Consider the following 16,733-nt stretch of genomic DNA (forward strand, 5'->3'; position numbering starts at 1 on the left):
ACCGCAACTCCTTCCGAACCCGGACCCCAGAGAAAGCTCTACGTATTAAGTCGCGCGGGAGACCCGTGAGGTTGCGTCCGCTGATCGACTGGTTTCAACCTACCGGAGCAACCGCAGTCCGATCGTCGGGCTGGCGCGCCGGACCTCGACCCCCGTGTGGTGGGGCAGCAGGTCGTCGAGGAACCCGTAGCGGGCGAGCTCTTCGTCGGGTCGCCGGCTCACCGTGCGCCACCAGACGGCGATGTCTCCCCAGCCCGGTGCCGACAGCGAACCGCCGAAGTGCTGCACTGACAGCGCCGCGCACAGGTTCGCGAAACGCACGCGGTGCTCCAGCGGCCACCCCGCGAGTGTGCCCATCACGAACCCCGCCCCAAACACGTCACCGGCTCCGGTCGCGTCCAGCGGCGCCACGTTCAGCCCCGGCACCTCCACGCATTCCCCGGTGGAGCTGTCGACGGCGACCGCTCCACCTCCCCCGCGTGTGACAACCACCACGGGCACGTGCTCGGCCAACGCGCGCGCGGCGGCCTCCGGCGTGTCGGTGCGCGTGTAGCCCTGCGCCTCCACGTGGTTCGGGAGGAAGACGTCAAATCCGTCAAGACGGCGCAGCAGCTCCGGCGACCACGCCCCGGTGCGGTCCCAGCCGATGTCGGCGAACAGCTTCGCGCCGTTCCGCTTCGCCGTGCGCACCCATTGTTCGTCTTCCGCCTGAATGTGCACAAAACAGGCTTTTGCCGACGGCGGCGGCGAAAACAGGTCATCGGCGACAACGGGTGCCTTGTGCCCGTGCGTGACCATCGAACGGTCGTGCTCCATCGCCATCGACACCGTCACCGGTGAATGCCATCCGTAGAACCGGCGGCAGTAGGAGAGGTCGACGCCCTCCTGCTCGGCCAGCACGTCCCAGCAGAAGTCGCCGTAGGCGTCCTCACCGAACGCGGCCGCCAGCGCGGTCCTCAGCTCCAGCCTGCGCAACGCGACGGCGAGGTTCGCGATCCCGCCGGGGCACGACCCGAGCCCGTCCGCCCACACCTCGGTGCCCGCCGCCGGTGGCCGCGGCAGGCCGGTGAAGATGATGTCGAGGAAGACCGTCCCGGTGAGGAGCACGTCGAAGTCGGGTTCCGCCATGTGGTCCACGATGCCACCCGGCACCGACAATTCCACGCGGGGCCGCGCTCAGGAGGACGCCGCAGACCTCAGCCCGTCTCCTCCGCGATCATCTCCCGCATCCTGGTCAGCGCGCGGTGCTGGGCGACCCGCACCGCACCCGGCGTCGACGACACGGCCAGCGCGACCTCCTCGGCGGACAGGCCCACCGCCACCCGCAGCACGAGGATCTCGCGCTGGCGGGGCGGCAGCCGGTGCAGCAGCCGCGTGACCTGGGCCATCATCTCGCCGTTGACCGCGTGCTGCTCGGGGCCGGCCTCGTCGGAGGCGCAGTCGGGCAGCTCGGGCACGACCTCGGCGCGGTTGCGGACCGCGCGGCGGCGGGCGTCGGCGACCTTGTGGGCGGCGATGCCGTAGACGAAGGCCAGGAACGAGCCGGGCTCGTAGCGGTACTTCGACAGGGCGCCGAGGACGGCGACGCAGACCTCCTGCGCGATGTCCTCCGCCGAGACGAGCGTGCGTTCCCGGCCGCCCACGCGGGCGCGGCAGTAGCGCACGATGAGCGGCTGGATGCGGCCGAGCAGGTGCTCGACCGCCCGTCTTTCTCCTGCCAGGGCGGCGTCGACGAGGTCGGTGAACTCGGCTTCGGCGAGCCACTGGTTGGAGACCGGTTCCTGGCGCGCCCGGCGGCGCACGGGGACCGTTGGCGCGGTCCAGACCTCTTCGACTGAGAGGACGCCGACACCGCCACCGGACCGCACGGCTGTGGGCTGAACCATCCCGGCGACCTCCTCCACTACAGCGACACTAGGGGCTTCACTGGAGAAGAGAGCGCAGCGAGCCATTTGATACCGCCTGCGTGCAAGAGGACCACGAAGTCCCCTCAGGTGGGCGAAGCAGCACCCTTTTGAGGGAGAACGTGGTCCTAATGGCCCAGTCGTTCGGCCATGGCGAACTGCTGCACGCCGAGGTGGCCGACCCGGAACCCGGCCTCCGAGTAGGCCAGGTAGAACTCCCACATCCGGCGGAACGTGTCGTCGAAGCCGAGACCGGAGATCTCGTCCCAGCGGCCCAGGAAGCTCTCACGCCACCGTCGCAGCGTCTCGGCGTAGTCGTCGCCGAACGAGCGCATCTCGGTGATCTTCAGGCGGGTGTGGTCGCGCACCGACTCCTCGACCGAGCGCACCGACGGGATGAGCCCGCCGGGGAAGATGTACTTGTGGATCCAGGTGTAGCTGGCCTTGCTCGCGATCATCCGGTCGTGCGGCATGGTGATCGCCTGCAGCCCCACCCGGCCGCCGGGGGCGAGCACCCGGTCGAGCACCGAGAAGTAGTCGGGCCAGTACTCGGCGCCGACCGCCTCGATCATCTCGACGCTGACGACGGCGTCGTACCGCCCGTGCTCCTCCCGGTAGTCGCGCAGGTGCACCGCCACCCGGTCGCGCAGGCCCGCGGCCGCCACCCGCTCCAGCGCCAGCTTGCGCTGCTCGGCGGAGATGGTCAGCGAGGTGACGGTGGCACCGCGCCGGGCGGCCCTGATGGCGAGCGCGCCCCAGCCGGTGCCGATCTCCAGCACCCGCGACCCCACCCGCACGCCCGCGTAGTCGAGGACGCCGTCGATCTTGCGCAGCTGGGCGGCGTGCAGGTCGAGGCCGCGGTCGCCGTCGAACAACGCCGACGAGTAGGTCATCGTCTCGTCCAGGAACCGCTCGAACAGGTCGTTGGACAGGTCGTAGTGGCGGTGGATGTTCTGCCGCGAGCCCGCGATGTCGTTGACCTCGGTCTGCCGCCGCTCCGCCCACCGCCGCAGCCGCTGCAGGCCGGGCGGGATGAGCGTGGACAGCCGCGCGGCGAACGCGGTGAGCACGTCCGCGAGCTCGTCGGACTCCCAGTCGCCCACCATGTAGGCCTCGCCGAAGCCGATCTTGGCGTCGGCGCCGAGGCGGTGGAAGAACGCCGCGGGCCGCACCAGCCGCATGACCGGCCCGCCCGCGCCCCACGTCCGTCCGTCCGGGAACCGCACGGTCACCGGCAGGGTGCGCACGGCGTTGCGGAACAGCGACTCGGCGATGCGCGCGCGCAGGGGTGAACGCGGTGCGGTGAACAGGCCCGGCCAGACGCCCTGGTTCGGAAGGGGCAGGGACAGCGTGCTCATCTACTCACTCCTGGGAACGATCGGCAGGCGCCGCAGGTACAGGGCGATGCCATGGCGGCGGATCAGCGCGGAGACGCGCTGGGGCATCAACGGCCGGCGCAGGAGCATCCGCAGCCCGGAGGTGCGGGTCCCGCGCATGGTGGCGCTGAAGGTGGTCTTCCCGTTCTGCCGCAACGCGATGGTCACGGACAGCCGCTCCCCCGGTGCCGGCAGCCTCATCACGTAGTGGCCGTCGACGCCGAGGAACGGGGAGACGTAGAACTCCTTGTCCACCGACGCGCGGCCGTGCTCGTCGGTGCGGAGCAGGTAGCAGTGCCGTCCGCCGTACGTGTTGTGGACCTCCGCCACCACACACACGAGCTCGCCATCGGCGTTGTGGCACCAATAAACGGACAGCGGGTTGAACACGTACCCCAGCACGCGGGCGTTGGCGAGCATCAGGACCCGGCCGCCGCCCAGCTCGATCCCGCGTTCACCGAGCCACTCCTCCAGGTTCTCCCTGATGGACCGGTCCGGTGACCCGAGGTGGTCGCGCGCCTCGAACCGGGCGAACGGCCGCGCCCACCACGGCAGCCGCGGCATCCCGTCGAGGTCGACGAGCCACAGGTAGGCGCGGTGGCGGAACGCCCGGTCGATCAGCTCGCGGCGGGTGTGCGTGATGACGACGTCATAGATCACCAGTCCACCCCGAAGTGCCGGGCGGCGCGCACGCCGGACGCGCAGCCGTCCTCGTGGAAGCCCCAGCCGTGGTAGGCACCCGCGTACGCGGTGGTGCCGGTGTTGAGCTCGGGCAGACGTCGTTGCGCGGCAACGGAGCCGGGCGTGTAGACGGGGTGCTCGTAGGTCATCCTGGCGAGCACCCGGCCGGGGTCGACGTCGTGCGGGTTGAGGGTGACGACGTACTCGCGCGGTTCCCGCAGCCGCATCAGCCGGTTCATGTGGTAGCTGACGAGCACTTGGTCGCCGTCCTCTCGGCAGGCGCGCTTGTAGAGGTTCCACGACGCCCGCGCGCCGCGGGTGCGCGGCAGGACCGACGCGTCGGTGTGCAGCCAGGTCTCGTTGCGGGAGTAGCGGAAGGCGCCCAGCACCTCCTTCTCCTCGCGCGTGGGGTCGGCGAGCAGGCCGAGCGCCTGGTCCGGGTGCGTGGCGACGACGACGTGGTCGGCGGTGTGCAGCACGTCGTCCTCGTCGCGGATCTCCACGCCGCCGCCGGTGCGCGTGACCGCGCGGACCGGGGTGCCCACGTGGACGGCGCTGAGGCCTTGCACCGCGCGGTCGACGTAGGTGCGGGAGCCGCCGGTCACGGTCTTCCACTGCGGGGTGCCGCCGACGGCGAGCATGCCGTGGTTGGCGAGGAACTCGAACAGGTACCAGGCCGGGTACTCCGTGCTGAGCGCGGCGCCGGCCGACCACACGGCGCTGACCAGCGGGACGATGAAGTGGTCGACGAAGTAGCGGGAGTAGCCGCCGATCGCGAGGAACGCACCGAGCGTGACGTCGTGCGCCTCCTCGTTGCGCAGGACGCGCTGGGCGTGCCGGTAGAAGCGGGTGACCTCGGCGAGCATGCGCACGTACCGGACGTTGGTGGCGCTGGAGCGCTTCGCGAACAGGCCCGGCAGCTTCTTCGCCCCGGCGTACTCCAGCCCGCAGCCGTCGCAGCGCACGCTCATGGACATCTCGGAGTCCTGGGTGGGCACGCCGAGCTCGCGGAACAGTCTGACCAGGTTCGGGTAGGTGCGTTCGTTGTGGACGATGAACCCGCTGTCGACGTGGACGCCGTCCAGGTCGTGGGTGTGCGCGTGCCCGCCGAGCCGGTCGTCGGCCTCGAAGAGCGTGACGTCGTGCGCGCGTTGCAGCACGTACGCGGCCGTGAGCCCGGCGACCCCGGCTCCGATGACGGCAACCTCAGCCACGCGACCCTCCCAGGGGGACGTCGAGGCCTCGTGGGGAGGCTTCCCGCATCGCGTTCGCGATGTCCGCCGCCACCGGTTCGAGGCCGAGCTCACCGTGGACGAAGTCGACGGTGAGCCGGGTCCAGTCGCGGGCCCGGCGCAGCATGGCGTGGTCGCCGCCCTCGACGGTGAACCGCGCGACCCGGTCGGTCACGGTCTTCGCCTGCCGCGCGTACGCCAGCGACTTCGCCGGGTCGGTCATCCGCTCCCGGTCGCCGTGCGCGATGAGCAGCGCCTTGCCCCTGAGCTGGTCGAAGGGCTCCCCCGGCACGATCCACGGTGCGAGCGCGCACACCGCCACGACGCTCGGGTCGCCGGCGACGCGCAACGCGGTCCGGCCGCCCATGGAGTGCCCGACGAGCACGACCGGTGCGCCGGGGTGCAGCTCGCCGATCCGGTCGAGCGCCCACCGGGCGTCCCTGACCGGGTCGAGGCTCGGCGCGTTCCAGCCGCGCATCCGGTAGCGCAGGTTCCACACCTCGACGCCCGGCGCGCGCAGAGCCCTGGCCAGCGGGACCATGCGCAGGTGAGCGAGGTTGTGGCGGCGGACCGGCTCGGTGCTGCGCTCCCGTCCGCCGTGCAACACGAGCACGACGGCATTCGTTCTGCCCGATGGTTTCGCCACGTCGACTTGCGGATGCACACCAGGCCTTCGGCACACGGCCCCGTTCGGCTCGGATCTTGAGATCCAGGTCACACAGGTAGGGTTCGCACCCGTGATCGAGCACCTCAGCATCCCCACCGAGGCGGGCACCTTCGACGCGATCGCGGCCGGTCCGGAGGACGGCCGCCCGGTGCTGCTCCTGCACGGCTTCCCCGAGGCCGCGATCGAGTGGGAGCACCAGGTCGCGGTCCTGGGCGCCAACGGCTTCCGCGCCGTCGCGCCCGACCAGCGCGGCTACTCCCCCGGCGTGCGGCCGGAGCGGTACCAGGAGTACACGACGACGCACCTGGTCGGGGACGTGCTGGCGATGGCCGACGCGCTGGGCTGGGGCACGGTCGACCTGGTCGGCCACGACTGGGGTGGCGCGGTCGCGTGGTGGACGGCGATCGAGCACCCGGACCGGCTGCGCACGCTCACCGTGTTCTCCACCCCGCACCCCGGCGCCCTGCGGACCGCGTTGCAGACCGACGAGGAACAGCGGATGCGGTCGCAGTACGTGCTGGACTGGCGTGAGCGCAGCACCGAGAGGCGGATGCTGGACAACAACGCCCACGCGCTGCGGCAGATGTTCGAGTACCGCGTGCGGCCCTCGCACGTCGACGAGTACGTCCAGCGCCTCTCCGAGCCGGGCGCGCTGTCGGCGGCGCTCAACTGGTACCGCGCGGGCAGGCCGGACGGCGTCGCGGACAAGGTCGGCGTCAAGACCATGTACGTGTGGAGCACCGAGGACGTGGCGTTCGGGTCGGTGGCGGCGTTCGAGACCGAGAAGTGGTGCACGGGCGCGTACCGGTTCGAGATGGTCGAGGACGTCAGCCACTGGATTCCCGAGGAGGTCCCGGAGGCCGCGTCCGGCCTGATCTTGGAGAACCTCGGCTGAACCTGCTCCCCGCTGGCGGCAACTGCCGGAAGCGGAAGCTGTTCTGGCTGGTCAGCGGCTGCGGCAGCGCTTCTGCACCCGGTCGCGCACGGTGCTTGGCTTCCGACCGGCCCGCCGCACCGACTAGGTTCGGGGCATGCGCGTCGCCGGGCTCCTGCTGGCCGCGGGGGCAGGCCGCCGGTTCGGCACCCCGAAGGCCCTCGTTGCGGTGCACGGCAAGCTCTTCGTCGACATCGCGGCCGAGGCGCTGCGGGCAGCGGGCTGTGCTCCCGTGGTCGTGGTGCTGGGTGCCGCGGCCGGTGAGGTGCGGGCGAGGGCGGCGCTGACCGGGGTGACCGTCGTCGACAACCCCGGCTGGGAGTCGGGCATGGGGTCGTCGTTGCGCACCGGCCTGCACGCGGTGGGCGTGGTGGACGCCGTGGTGGTGCTGCCGGTGGACACCCCCGGTGTCACGGTCGCCGCACTGCGCCGGCTGATGGCGCTCGCCGCTCCGGACGTGCTGGCGCGGGCGGTGTACGACGGCGAGGTCGGTCATCCGGTGCTGATCGGCAGCGACCACTTCCCCGGTGTCGTGTCGTCGGCGGCGGGCGACCAGGGCGCCCGGGAGTACCTGAGGTCGGCCTCCGTGCGGCACGTCGAGTGCTCGGACGTGGCGGACGGCGCCGACGTGGACCGGCCGAAGGACCTGCGCACCGGTTCTCAGGGCCGTGCGCAGACAGCGGCCCGCGCGCACCCGACCGCGACCACGAGCTGCGCCAACGCCACCCACACCGGCCACAGCTCGGCGTAGGTGACCGCCAGTGTGATGTGCGTGGCGGCTGCGGCGGTGAACACGGCGGTCAGCACGACCCAGGTGACGAAGTACCGCCTGATCCGACCCACCCCCCGTCCGCCGCCGACTGCCCTCATGGCGCGTATCGGCAGTTGTGGTGCTCGGGTTACTGGTGAGGCCTCCGGCAATCGGGTACTACTGGGCCGCATGACGACCGACACCGTGACCGGGTCCGACTACGGCACCTTCGTGCGCACGCACCTGACCCGCGTCGAGCAGCACAACTCCAGCGCGCTGGACGACGTGGCGGAGCTGGTGCTCGCCGCAGTGCAGGCCGACGGCACGATCCTCACCGCCGGCGCCGGCCACTCCCTGGCGGCGGTCGCCGAGACCTTTTACCGCGCGGGTGGCCTGGCCTGCGTGCGCCCGATCTACCACCCCGAGCTGCTGCCGATGCACGGTGCGATCAGCAGCACGGCCGCCGAACGCCGCTCCGGGCTCGCGGGCGAGGTGCTGCGGGAGGCCGGTCTGGCGCCGCACGACGTGCTGTTCGTGTTCTCGACCTCAGGCGTCAACCACTACCCGGTGGAGCTGGCGCTGGAGGCGGCGGAGGCCGGCTGCCCGGTCGTGGCCGTCACCTCGGTGTCGGCGAGCTCCCAGGCCCCGCGCCGCGCGGGCACGACGCTGGCCGAGGTCGCGACCGTCGTGCTGGACAACCTGGTGCCGCCCGGTGACTCCACCTACCCCGAGCAGGCACCGGTGACGGCCGCGGTGTCGACCATCGCGACGGCGTTCCTGTGGAACCTGCTGATGGTGCGGCTGCTCGACAAGGCGACCGAGACGGGTGTGCAGCTGCCGTTGTGGCGCAGCGCGAACGTCGAGGGCGGCGACGCGGCCAACGCCGACATGCTGCGGCACTACGAGACCCGGATTCCCCAGTTGGGCTAGTCCTATCGGCCGGTGCTCGTCCTAACGGCCAAAAGCTGGCACAGCAACGGGAACTTCCACAGGATCTCCACATCGCCGCGTTAGCCTCCCACCGGGGAAAGACCTACCTGGGGGGAGCTTCACCGGTGGAACGCAGGACACGCAGACTCGTGTTGATCGGCGGAACGCTCGTCACGGCCACCGTTGTGGGCGTGGCGGGCGTCATGCTGTGGGGTGGCGGTTCGGCCAGTTCGAGCGGACCGGGCGGGACACCGGCCAAGCCGGTGGTCGACTCACCGGGCTCGGTGGCGCAGTCGTTCGCGACCAGGCTGTTCTCGAACGACTCGACCGCCGCCGCCGCGTTGACGGACGCACCCGACGTGGCCGGCAAGGCGTTCGCCGCGACCAGGACGGGCATGGGGTCCTCGGCCTACCAGGCCAGGCTGCTCACCGCGCCCACCGTCGCGGAGGACGCGACCACGACCGAGGTCCCGGCCGCGGTGACGTGGTCGCTGCCGAACTCGGCGGTGCTGAAGTACGAGGTCAAGATCGGCCTGCAGCGCGCGGGCACCACGTGGAAGGTCCGCTGGACCCCCGCGCTCATCCACCCGCAGCTCACCGAGGGCGGTTCCCTGGTCTACCGCGCCGCGCTCGCGGACGGGGCACTGCTGGGCCGCGACGGCAAACCGCTGGTGCCGGGTGCGCTGCCGGAGGGCCTGTACACGACGATCACCGGTGCCGCGGGTGACCTGAAGGGCACCGACGGCTGGGAGGTCGGGCTCCAGTCGCCCGCCGGGTTCGTGCCGCTCGACGGCAAGAAGCCGGAGATGGGCGAGAAGCTCACCGTCACGATCGACCCGGCCCGCCAGGCCGCAGCGCAGGCCGCCGTCGACGCCCTGCCGCAGGGCGCCGCGATCGTCGCACTCGACCCGGCCACGACCGAGGTCCTCGCGGTGGCGCAGAACAAGGCGCTGGCCGGCACCAACCCGTTCATCGGCCGCTACGCCCCCGGCTCGACGATGAAGATCGTGACCGCGGCCGCGGCGATGGACGCCGGCCTGGTGCAGCCCGGCACCACCGTGCCGTGCCCGGCGCGCGCCACCATCGGCACCCGCACGGTGAACAACGACGGCTTCGGCCACGAGACCCTGCCGTTCCACACCGCGTTCGCCCTGTCCTGCAACACGACCTTCGGCCAGCTCGGCCTGAAGCTCGGCCCGCAGGCCCTGCCCGCGATGGCCAAGCGCTTCGGCCTCGGCGCCGACTGGGACATGGCCGGCGCCACCACCAACACCGGCAAGGTGCCGCCCGCCACCGGCGACCAGCAGGTGGAGAACAGCTTCGGCCAGGGCAACGTCGAGGCCAGCCCGTTCGGCATGGCCCTGGTCGCCGCCACCGTGGCCTCCGGCCGCACCCCGACCCCGACCCTGCTGCGCGGCCGCACCGGCGTACCGGGCGACGTCGGCGCGCCCCCGCCCCGCGCCGCACTGCCCGCGCTGCGGCAGATGATGTCCGAGGTCGTCACCAGCGGCACGGCGAAGCAACTGGCCGGTCTCCGCGGCCTGGCCGGCAAGACCGGCACGGCCGAGGCCGGTGGCGGTACGGCGCACGGCTGGTTCGTGGGCTACCAGGGGAACGTGGCGTTCGCGGTGTTCGTCGAGAAGGCCGGATCGTCGCAGAGTGCGGTGAACGCGGCTGGCGCGTTTCTCCGGGGGTGATGCTGCAGGTGGTCCGCCAGAGGTGATGCCGAGGGGTGGTTCGCCTGGGGTGAGCAGGTTTCGGCGGAACGCTCGTGGGTCCGGCGGAAGGCTGAGGGGCGCGGCGGCGGTCACCTTGGTGCCCGCGTGCCGCGCGCGGCGCGCAGTGAGGCGCGGCGCGTGGGGTGGCGCGGCGAGGTGCGCGGTGGGGGGCGTGAGGCGCGGTGCGGGGCAAGGCGTGGCGTGCGGTGCGAGGTGCGCGGCGAGGCCCGCGGCGGTTTCCTTGGTGCCCGCGTGCCGCGTAGTGAGGCGCGGCGCGTGAGGTGGCGCGGCGAGGTGCGCGGCGTGAGCCGAGGTACGGCGCGGTGCGATGCGAGGCGCGGTGCGAGGCGCGGTGCGGTGCGGTGCGAGGCGCGGCGCACGGCGCATGCCGAGGCGAAGCCCGGCGCGTGGCGAGGTGCGGCGCGGCGGGCGGCGGAACGGGCGCGCAACGCCTCGCCCAGCGGGACGCCTCGGGCACGACCGCGGCCGCCCGGTCGTCGTGCGACGGCGCGCGCAACGCCGCGGTGACCGAGGCGTTGCGTCGGGCGTGCGCCCCCGTGGTGCGCGCGAGCGACGACGCGCCGCCCGGCGGCATCACGCGCGGCGCTCACGCCAGCTCGTCGCGCGACGACACGAGCGCCGCCGCGCCAGCGGAGCCCCGTCAAGGCGGCCGACCAACGGCACCCACGACGCGAGCGCCGTGGCGCGGGTGCCGTCAGGGGGACGTGGCCTCCGCGTGGGCGCTGAACTGCGGAGTCGGGTACACCCCGACGACCGGGGGCTCGGCGAACTGCGTGTTGTACAGGTCCGCGTACCGCCCCTCGGCACGCATCAGCTCGGCGTGCGTCCCCCGCTCCACGATCTCGCCGTGTTCGAGCACCAGGATCTGGTCGGCGTTGCGGATGGTCGACAGCCGGTGCGCGATCACGAGCGCGGTGCGGCCCTTCAACGCCTCGGTCAGCGCCGCCTGCACCGCCGCCTCGGACTCCGAGTCCAGGTGCGCGGTGGCCTCGTCGAGGATCACGACGCGCGGCTTGGCCAGCAGCAGGCGCGCGATGGTCAGGCGTTGGCGTTCGCCGCCGGACAACCGGTAGCCGCGTTCGCCGACGACCGTGTCGAGCCGGTCGGGCAGCGACTCCACCAGCTCGACCAGGCGGGCCCGCCGCAGCGCGTCCCACAGCTCGTCGTCGGACGCGCCGGGGGCCGCGTACTCCAGGTTCGCGCGGATCGTGTCGTGGAACAGGTGCCCGTCCTGCGTCACGACGCCCACGGTGCCGCGCAGCGAGTCGAAGCTCAGGTCGCGAACGTCCACATCGGACAGGCGCACGGACCCGGAGTCGATGTCGTAGAGCCGGGGCACGAGGGAGGCCAGCGTCGACTTGCCCGCGCCGGACGAGCCGACGACCGCGACCAGCTGACCGGCCTCCGCCTTGAAGCTGACGCCGTGCAGCACCTCCTCGCCGCCGCGGGTGTCCAGGGTGGCGACCGACTCCAGCGAGGCGAGCGACACCTTCGCGGCGGCCGGGTAGCCGAACCGCACGTCGTCGAACTCGACCGACACCGGCCCGTCCGGCACCGCACGCGCGCCGGGGCGTTCCTGGATCATCGGTTCCAGGTCGAGCACCTCGAAGACCCGCTCGAACGACACCAGCGCCGTCATCACGTCGACGCGGGCGTTCGCCAGCGCCGTCAGCGGGGCGTACAGGCGGGTCAGCAGCAGCGCCAGCGACACCACGGTGCCCGCGGCCAGGTGGCCGGTCAGCGCCAGGTAGCCGCCGAGGCCGTAGACCAGGGCCTGCGCGAGCGCGGACACGAGCGTCAGCCCGGTCATGAACCAGCGGGTGGCCATGGCGGTGCGGATGCCGATGTCGCGGACCTTCGCGGCCTTGTCGGAGAACTCCTGCTCCTCGCGGTCCGGGCGGCCGAAGAGCTTCACCAGGGTCGCGCCGGGAGCGGAGAAGCGCTCGGTCGACTGGGTGACCATCGAGGCGTTGAGAGTGGAGGCCTCGCGCTGCATGTCCGCCATCCGCCGGCCCATCCGCTTGGCGGGCAGCACGAACACCGGCAGCAGCACCAGGGCCAGCGCGGTGACCTGCCACGACAGCGTGAACATCACGCCCAGCGACAGGACCAGCTGGATGATGTTGGTGACGAACCCGGACAGCGTCGAGGTGAACGCGCGCTGGGCGCCGATCACGTCGTTGTTCAGCCGGGAGACGAGCGCGCCGGTGCGCGTGCGGGTGAAGAACGCGACCGGCATCTTCTGCACATGGCCGAACACGGCCCGGCGCAGGTCGTAGATCAGGCCCTCACCGATGCGCGTGGACTGCCACCGCTCCACCACGCCCAGACCGGCGTCGACCACCGCGATGAGCGCGATGGCCACCGCGAGCCACACCACCACCGAGGGCGCGGACCCACCGACGATCGCGTCGACGACGCGACCGGCCAGCAGCGGGGTCGACACGGCGAGGACCGAGGAGATCACCGTGAGCAGGAGGAACACGACGAGCTTCGCGCGGTGGGGCCGGGCGAAGGCCAGCACGCGCCGGAAGGTGCCGCGGCGCACCTTGGCCGGTGCGTCCGAGGTCACCCCCATCATGAATCGCCAGGAGCTGTAGCCGTCCACGCCTTCTAGAACAGCACAGCGGTCTGACAATTCCTGCACAGAACGCCTGGAGCTGCGGTTCAGCTCTGAGCGGACGCCAGTGCCGCGAGCGAGCGGATGCGGCGCAGCTGCGCGGCGCGTTCCGCGGCCAGCTGGTCGGCGAAGGGCACGCCGAAAGCCGCCGACGCCACCAGCGCCAGCGTCTCGGTGACCGCGCCCGCCATCGGCTTGAGCACGGAGGCCACCAGCGCCTCGACCGTCGCGTCCAGCTCGGCCGCGGGCACGACGGAGTTCGCGAGGCCGATCCGCAGCGACTCGTCGGCGGGGACCCGCCGGGAGGTCACGCAGATCTCGGCCGCGCGCGAGTACCCCACGAGGCGCACCAGGGGCAGTGTGCCGCCGAGGTCGGGCACCAGTCCCAGCCCGGTCTCGGCCATGCAGAACTGCGCGTCCTCGGTGAGCACGCGGAAGTCGCACGCCAGCGCCAGCTGGAAGCCCGCGCCGATGGCGTGCCCCTGCACCGCCGCGATCGTCACGCGCGCCGGGTCGCTCAGCCACGTGAACCCGGCCTGGTACGAGGCGATCCGCGCGTCCGCCTCCTCGGGCGGCAGCGCGAGCATCCCCGGCAGGCCACCGGGTTCTCCGTCGACCGGCTCACCGGTGAACATGCGCCGGTCCAGCCCCGCCGAGAAGGCGCGGCCGGCACCCCGGACGACCACGACGCGGACGTCCGGGTCCAGCTGTTCACCGATGTGCCGCAACGCCTGCCAGGTGGCGGGCGTCTGCGCGTTCAGCACGTCGGGACGGTCGAGCGTGACGGTGGCGAGCGGTCCGGCAAGAGCGAGCCGGACGCCACCGCGCTCGAGCACACCAGCGTCGACAGCGGGCACTGGCATGTCGGTACCTCCGGCGGACTAGAAGCTAGTTACCGGAGAGTAGCAGTCTGGTGGGGTACTACTTCTTCTTCGTCCGGGTGGCGCCACCGCGACCGCGCAGCGTGACGCCGGATTCCGACAGAACCCGGTGCACGAAGCCGTAGGAACGCCCGGTGCTTTCGGCCAAAGCCCGGATGCTCGCGCCCTTTTCGTACTTCTTCTTCAGGTCAGCGGCCAGCTTGTCCCGCGTGGCGCCGGTGATCCGGGCACCCTTCTTCAGGTCAGCCACCTCGTCCCGCCTTCCGTACGAGCAGGTCGGGCCGTTCGACGGCCCCTGTCGTCGCAATGATCGAACAGGTTCACGCAGAACGCCAGGTGATCAAGCAAAGAGATCGCCGAACGGTCGATTCGATCACACTCAGTTGATCACAGGGTGCGCACGGTAGTCCTTTGACGCGTGGAGATCACGCGAGCTGCACGAGCTCCAGGTAGTCCTCGGACCAGTGGTCCTCCGTGCCGTCGGGCAGCAGGATCACCCGCTCGGGCTCCAGCGCCTCGACCGCGCCGGGGTCGTGCGTGACGAGGACGACCGCGCCCTCGTAGCGCCGCAGCGCGTCGAGCACCTGCTCGCGCGAGGCCGGGTCGAGGTTGTTGGTGGGCTCGTCGAGCAGCAGCACGTTCGCCGCCGAGGACACCAGGCCGGCGAGCGCCAGCCGGGTCTTCTCGCCGCCGGACAGGGTGCCGGCGGGCTGGTCGAGCTGCTCGCCGCTGAACAGGAACGTGCCGAGCAGCGACCGCAGCCGCTGTTCCTGCTCGTCCGGTGCCATGTGCCGGATGTTCTCCCACACCGACGCGCCGTGGTCGAGCGTCTCGTGCTCCTGCGCGAAGTAGCCGATCTTGAGACCGTGGCCGGGCACGACCTGGCCCGCGTCCATCTTCTCGCTGCCGCCCAGCAACCGCAGCAGCGTCGTCTTGCCGGCGCCGTTGAAGCCGAGCACGACGACGCGGGAACCCCGGTCGATCGCGAGGTCCACGCCGGTGAAGATCTCCAGCGAGCCGTAGGACTTGCTCAGACCCTCTGCCATCAAAGGGGTCTTGCCGCACGGGGCCGGCGCCGGGAAGCTGATCTTCGCGACCTTGTCGCTCTGGCGCACGTCGTCGAGACCGTCGAGGAGCTTCTGCGCGCGCTTCGCCATGTTCTGCGCAGCAACGGCCTTCGTGGCCTTCGCGCCCATCTTCGCGGCCTGCGTCATCAGCGCGCCGGCCTTCTTCTCGGCGTTCGCGCGCTCGCGGCGACGGCGCTTCTCGTCCGTGGCGCGGGCTTCGAGGTACTTCTTCCAGCCGAGGTTGTAGATGTCGACCTCGCCGCGGATCGCGTCGAGGAACCACACCTTGTTCACGACGTCGTCGAGCAGCTCGACGTCGTGGGAGATCACGACGAGGCCGCCGTCGTGGGACTTGAGGAAGCCGCGCAGCCAGGTGATCGAGTCGGCGTCGAGGTGGTTGGTCGGCTCGTCGATCAGCAGGATCGTGCTGGACTTCGCGCCGATGCCCGCCTCGGAGGCGGCGAACAGGATGCGCGCCAGCTCGACGCGGCGGCGCTGACCGCCCGACAGCGTGCTGAGCGGCTGCGCGAGCACCCGGTCGGGCAGGCCGAGGTTGGAGCAGATGCGGGCGGCCTCGGACTCGGCCGCGTACCCGCCGAGCGCGGCGAACCGCTCTTCGAGCTTGCCGTAGCGGGTGACGGCCTTCTCGAGCTCGTCGGGGTCGACCAGCTCGGACATCTTCGACTGGGCCTTCTCCAGGTCGCGGAGCAGCTGGTCGAGGCCGCGGGCGGACAGGACGCGGTCCTTGGCGATGACGGACAGGTCGCCCTCGCGCGGGTCCTGCGGCAGGTAGCCGAGCTCGCCCTTGCGGGTGATGGTGCCGCCGTAGGGCTGGCCCTCACCGGCGAGGACGCGCAGGGAGGTGGTCTTGCCGGCGCCGTTGCGGCCGACGAGACCGATCCGGTCGCCGGGCTGGACGCGCAGGTTGGCGCCGCTCACGAGGATGCGTGAGCCCGCGCGCAACTCCATGTCGGTTGCGGTGATCAAAGAAGACTCCGGGTAGGTGGGTACGGCAAAGGGGCGGCACGTACTGCGGCGGCCTACTCCAGGAGGATCACGCGAACCATTCTACGGGTCGCGGGCCACCGGATTTTCCACCTGTGTCCAGACGCATAGATTGCCGGCCATGAGCGACGACTTCTCCGGCAAGACCGCGCTGGTCACCGGTGCCTCCCGCGGCATCGGCCTCGGCATCGCGCGCGAGCTGCTCTCCCGCGGCGCGTCCGTCACGATCACCGGCCGCAAGGCCGACCAGCTCGCCGCGGCCGCCGCCGAGCTCGGCGGCGGGGTGCTGACGGTCCAGGGCAACGCGGGCGACGACGCGTCCCGCGAAGAGGTCGTGGCGCGCACGGTGGCGGAGTTCGGCAGCCTCGACGTGCTGGTGAACAACACCGGCATCAACCCCCAGTTCGGTTTTCTGATGGACGCCGACCTGGCCGCGGTGCGCAAGATCTTCGACGTGAACGTGGTGGCGGCACTGGGTTTCGTGCAGCTCGCGTGGAAGGCGTGGATGGGCGAGCACGGTGGCGCGGTCGTCAACGTCGCCTCCGTCGGCGGCATCCGCTCGACCGGTGTGATCGGCGCGTACGGCGCCTCGAAGGCGGCGCTGATCCGCCTGACCGAGGAGCTGGCGTGGCAGCTGGGCCCGAAGGTCCGCGTCAACGCCGTCGCACCGGCCGTGGTGAAGACGAAGTTCGCCGAGGCGCTCTACACCGGCCGCGAGGAGGAGACGTCGCAGCAGTACCCGATGAAGCGGCTCGGGACGCCGCAGGACGTGGCGGGGCTGGTGGCGTTCCTGTGCTCGGACGCGGCGTCGTGGATCACCGGGGAGACCGTGCGGGTCGACGGCGGGCTGCTGGCGACGGGCACGGCGGGCTGAACGGCCCGCCAGCGCGACATGAGACGCGGCGGCAGGTTCCCCGGAGGCCCGGACCACCTGATGCGGCTCACA

The 16,733-nt window shown here is 71.7% G+C and carries 15 protein-coding genes; 5 read left to right on the forward strand and 10 right to left on the reverse strand.

Annotation, left to right across the window (positions count from 1 at the left end; translation table 11 throughout):
- Window positions 1–99 precede the first annotated feature (99 nt).
- From ACZ7CF_RS31400 to ACZ7CF_RS31425, 6 genes are all read right to left on the reverse strand, one after another.
- Window positions 100–1,128, reverse strand: coding sequence for a carbohydrate kinase family protein (locus ACZ7CF_RS31400; RefSeq protein ID WP_470371270.1), 1,029 nt, complete (start codon window positions 1,126–1,128; stop codon window positions 100–102).
- A gap of 68 nt (window positions 1,129–1,196) precedes the next feature.
- Window positions 1,197–1,886 carry an RNA polymerase sigma factor ShbA gene (gene shbA, locus ACZ7CF_RS31405; protein WP_360396115.1) on the reverse strand — a complete coding sequence of 230 codons (690 nt, stop codon included), beginning with the start codon at window positions 1,884–1,886 and terminating at the stop codon, window positions 1,197–1,199.
- A 146-nt stretch (window positions 1,887–2,032) separates the two neighbouring features.
- The gene (locus ACZ7CF_RS31410) at window positions 2,033–3,262 is read right to left on the reverse strand and encodes a class I SAM-dependent methyltransferase (protein ID WP_470371271.1); all 1,230 of its coding nucleotides are present in this window, start codon (window positions 3,260–3,262) and stop codon (window positions 2,033–2,035) included.
- Window positions 3,263–3,940 (reverse strand): DUF1365 domain-containing protein, encoded by a 678-nt coding sequence (locus ACZ7CF_RS31415; RefSeq protein WP_360396111.1) that lies wholly within the window; start codon window positions 3,938–3,940, stop codon window positions 3,263–3,265.
- Window positions 3,937–5,175, reverse strand: coding sequence for an NAD(P)/FAD-dependent oxidoreductase (locus tag ACZ7CF_RS31420; RefSeq protein WP_470371272.1), 1,239 nt, complete (start codon window positions 5,173–5,175; stop codon window positions 3,937–3,939). The genes ACZ7CF_RS31415 and ACZ7CF_RS31420 overlap by 4 nt, the downstream gene beginning before the upstream one ends.
- Entirely contained in the window at window positions 5,168–5,806 is a 639-nt protein-coding gene (locus tag ACZ7CF_RS31425; RefSeq protein ID WP_458431244.1) for an alpha/beta fold hydrolase, read from the reverse strand. The genes ACZ7CF_RS31420 and ACZ7CF_RS31425 overlap by 8 nt, the downstream gene beginning before the upstream one ends.
- Before the next feature lie 124 nt (window positions 5,807–5,930).
- Here ACZ7CF_RS31425 and ACZ7CF_RS31430 point away from each other — a divergent pair, with 124 nt between their 5' ends.
- From ACZ7CF_RS31430 to ACZ7CF_RS31445, 4 genes are all read left to right on the forward strand, one after another.
- On the forward strand, window positions 5,931–6,755 hold the full coding sequence (locus ACZ7CF_RS31430; protein WP_360396106.1) for an alpha/beta fold hydrolase: 825 nt from the start codon (window positions 5,931–5,933) through the stop codon (window positions 6,753–6,755).
- Between the two features lie 136 nt (window positions 6,756–6,891).
- Complete coding sequence (locus ACZ7CF_RS31435) at window positions 6,892–7,545, forward strand: nucleotidyltransferase family protein (protein WP_470371273.1); 654 nt, start codon at window positions 6,892–6,894, stop codon at window positions 7,543–7,545.
- A 189-nt stretch (window positions 7,546–7,734) separates the two neighbouring features.
- Window positions 7,735–8,475 carry an SIS domain-containing protein gene (locus ACZ7CF_RS31440; RefSeq protein WP_470371274.1) on the forward strand — a complete coding sequence of 247 codons (741 nt, stop codon included), beginning with the start codon at window positions 7,735–7,737 and terminating at the stop codon, window positions 8,473–8,475.
- A 125-nt stretch (window positions 8,476–8,600) separates the two neighbouring features.
- Window positions 8,601–10,172: a penicillin-binding transpeptidase domain-containing protein gene (locus ACZ7CF_RS31445; RefSeq protein WP_470371275.1), complete on the forward strand. Its 1,572-nt coding sequence runs from the start codon at window positions 8,601–8,603 to the stop codon at window positions 10,170–10,172.
- Between the two features lie 736 nt (window positions 10,173–10,908).
- Here ACZ7CF_RS31445 and ACZ7CF_RS31450 read toward each other — a convergent pair.
- The 4 genes from ACZ7CF_RS31450 to ACZ7CF_RS31465 form a co-directional block, all read right to left on the reverse strand.
- Window positions 10,909–12,795: an ABC transporter ATP-binding protein gene (locus ACZ7CF_RS31450; RefSeq protein ID WP_470371290.1), complete on the reverse strand. Its 1,887-nt coding sequence runs from the start codon at window positions 12,793–12,795 to the stop codon at window positions 10,909–10,911.
- Window positions 12,796–12,881: 86 nt separating this feature from the next.
- Window positions 12,882–13,697 (reverse strand): enoyl-CoA hydratase/isomerase family protein, encoded by an 816-nt coding sequence (locus tag ACZ7CF_RS31455; RefSeq protein WP_470371276.1) that lies wholly within the window; start codon window positions 13,695–13,697, stop codon window positions 12,882–12,884.
- A 58-nt stretch (window positions 13,698–13,755) separates the two neighbouring features.
- Entirely contained in the window at window positions 13,756–13,965 is a 210-nt protein-coding gene (locus ACZ7CF_RS31460; RefSeq protein ID WP_030473247.1) for a helix-turn-helix domain-containing protein, read from the reverse strand.
- Between the two features lie 175 nt (window positions 13,966–14,140).
- Window positions 14,141–15,769, reverse strand: coding sequence for an ABC-F family ATP-binding cassette domain-containing protein (locus ACZ7CF_RS31465; protein WP_360396095.1), 1,629 nt, complete (start codon window positions 15,767–15,769; stop codon window positions 14,141–14,143).
- Window positions 15,770–15,908: 139 nt separating this feature from the next.
- On the opposite strand from ACZ7CF_RS31465, the gene ACZ7CF_RS31470 reads away from it, so the two are divergent.
- Window positions 15,909–16,661, forward strand: a complete 753-nt coding sequence (locus ACZ7CF_RS31470) for an SDR family oxidoreductase (protein WP_470371277.1) — start codon at window positions 15,909–15,911, stop codon at window positions 16,659–16,661.
- Window positions 16,662–16,733 lie beyond the last annotated feature (72 nt).

The organism is Lentzea sp. NPDC036955, assembly GCF_055608005.1.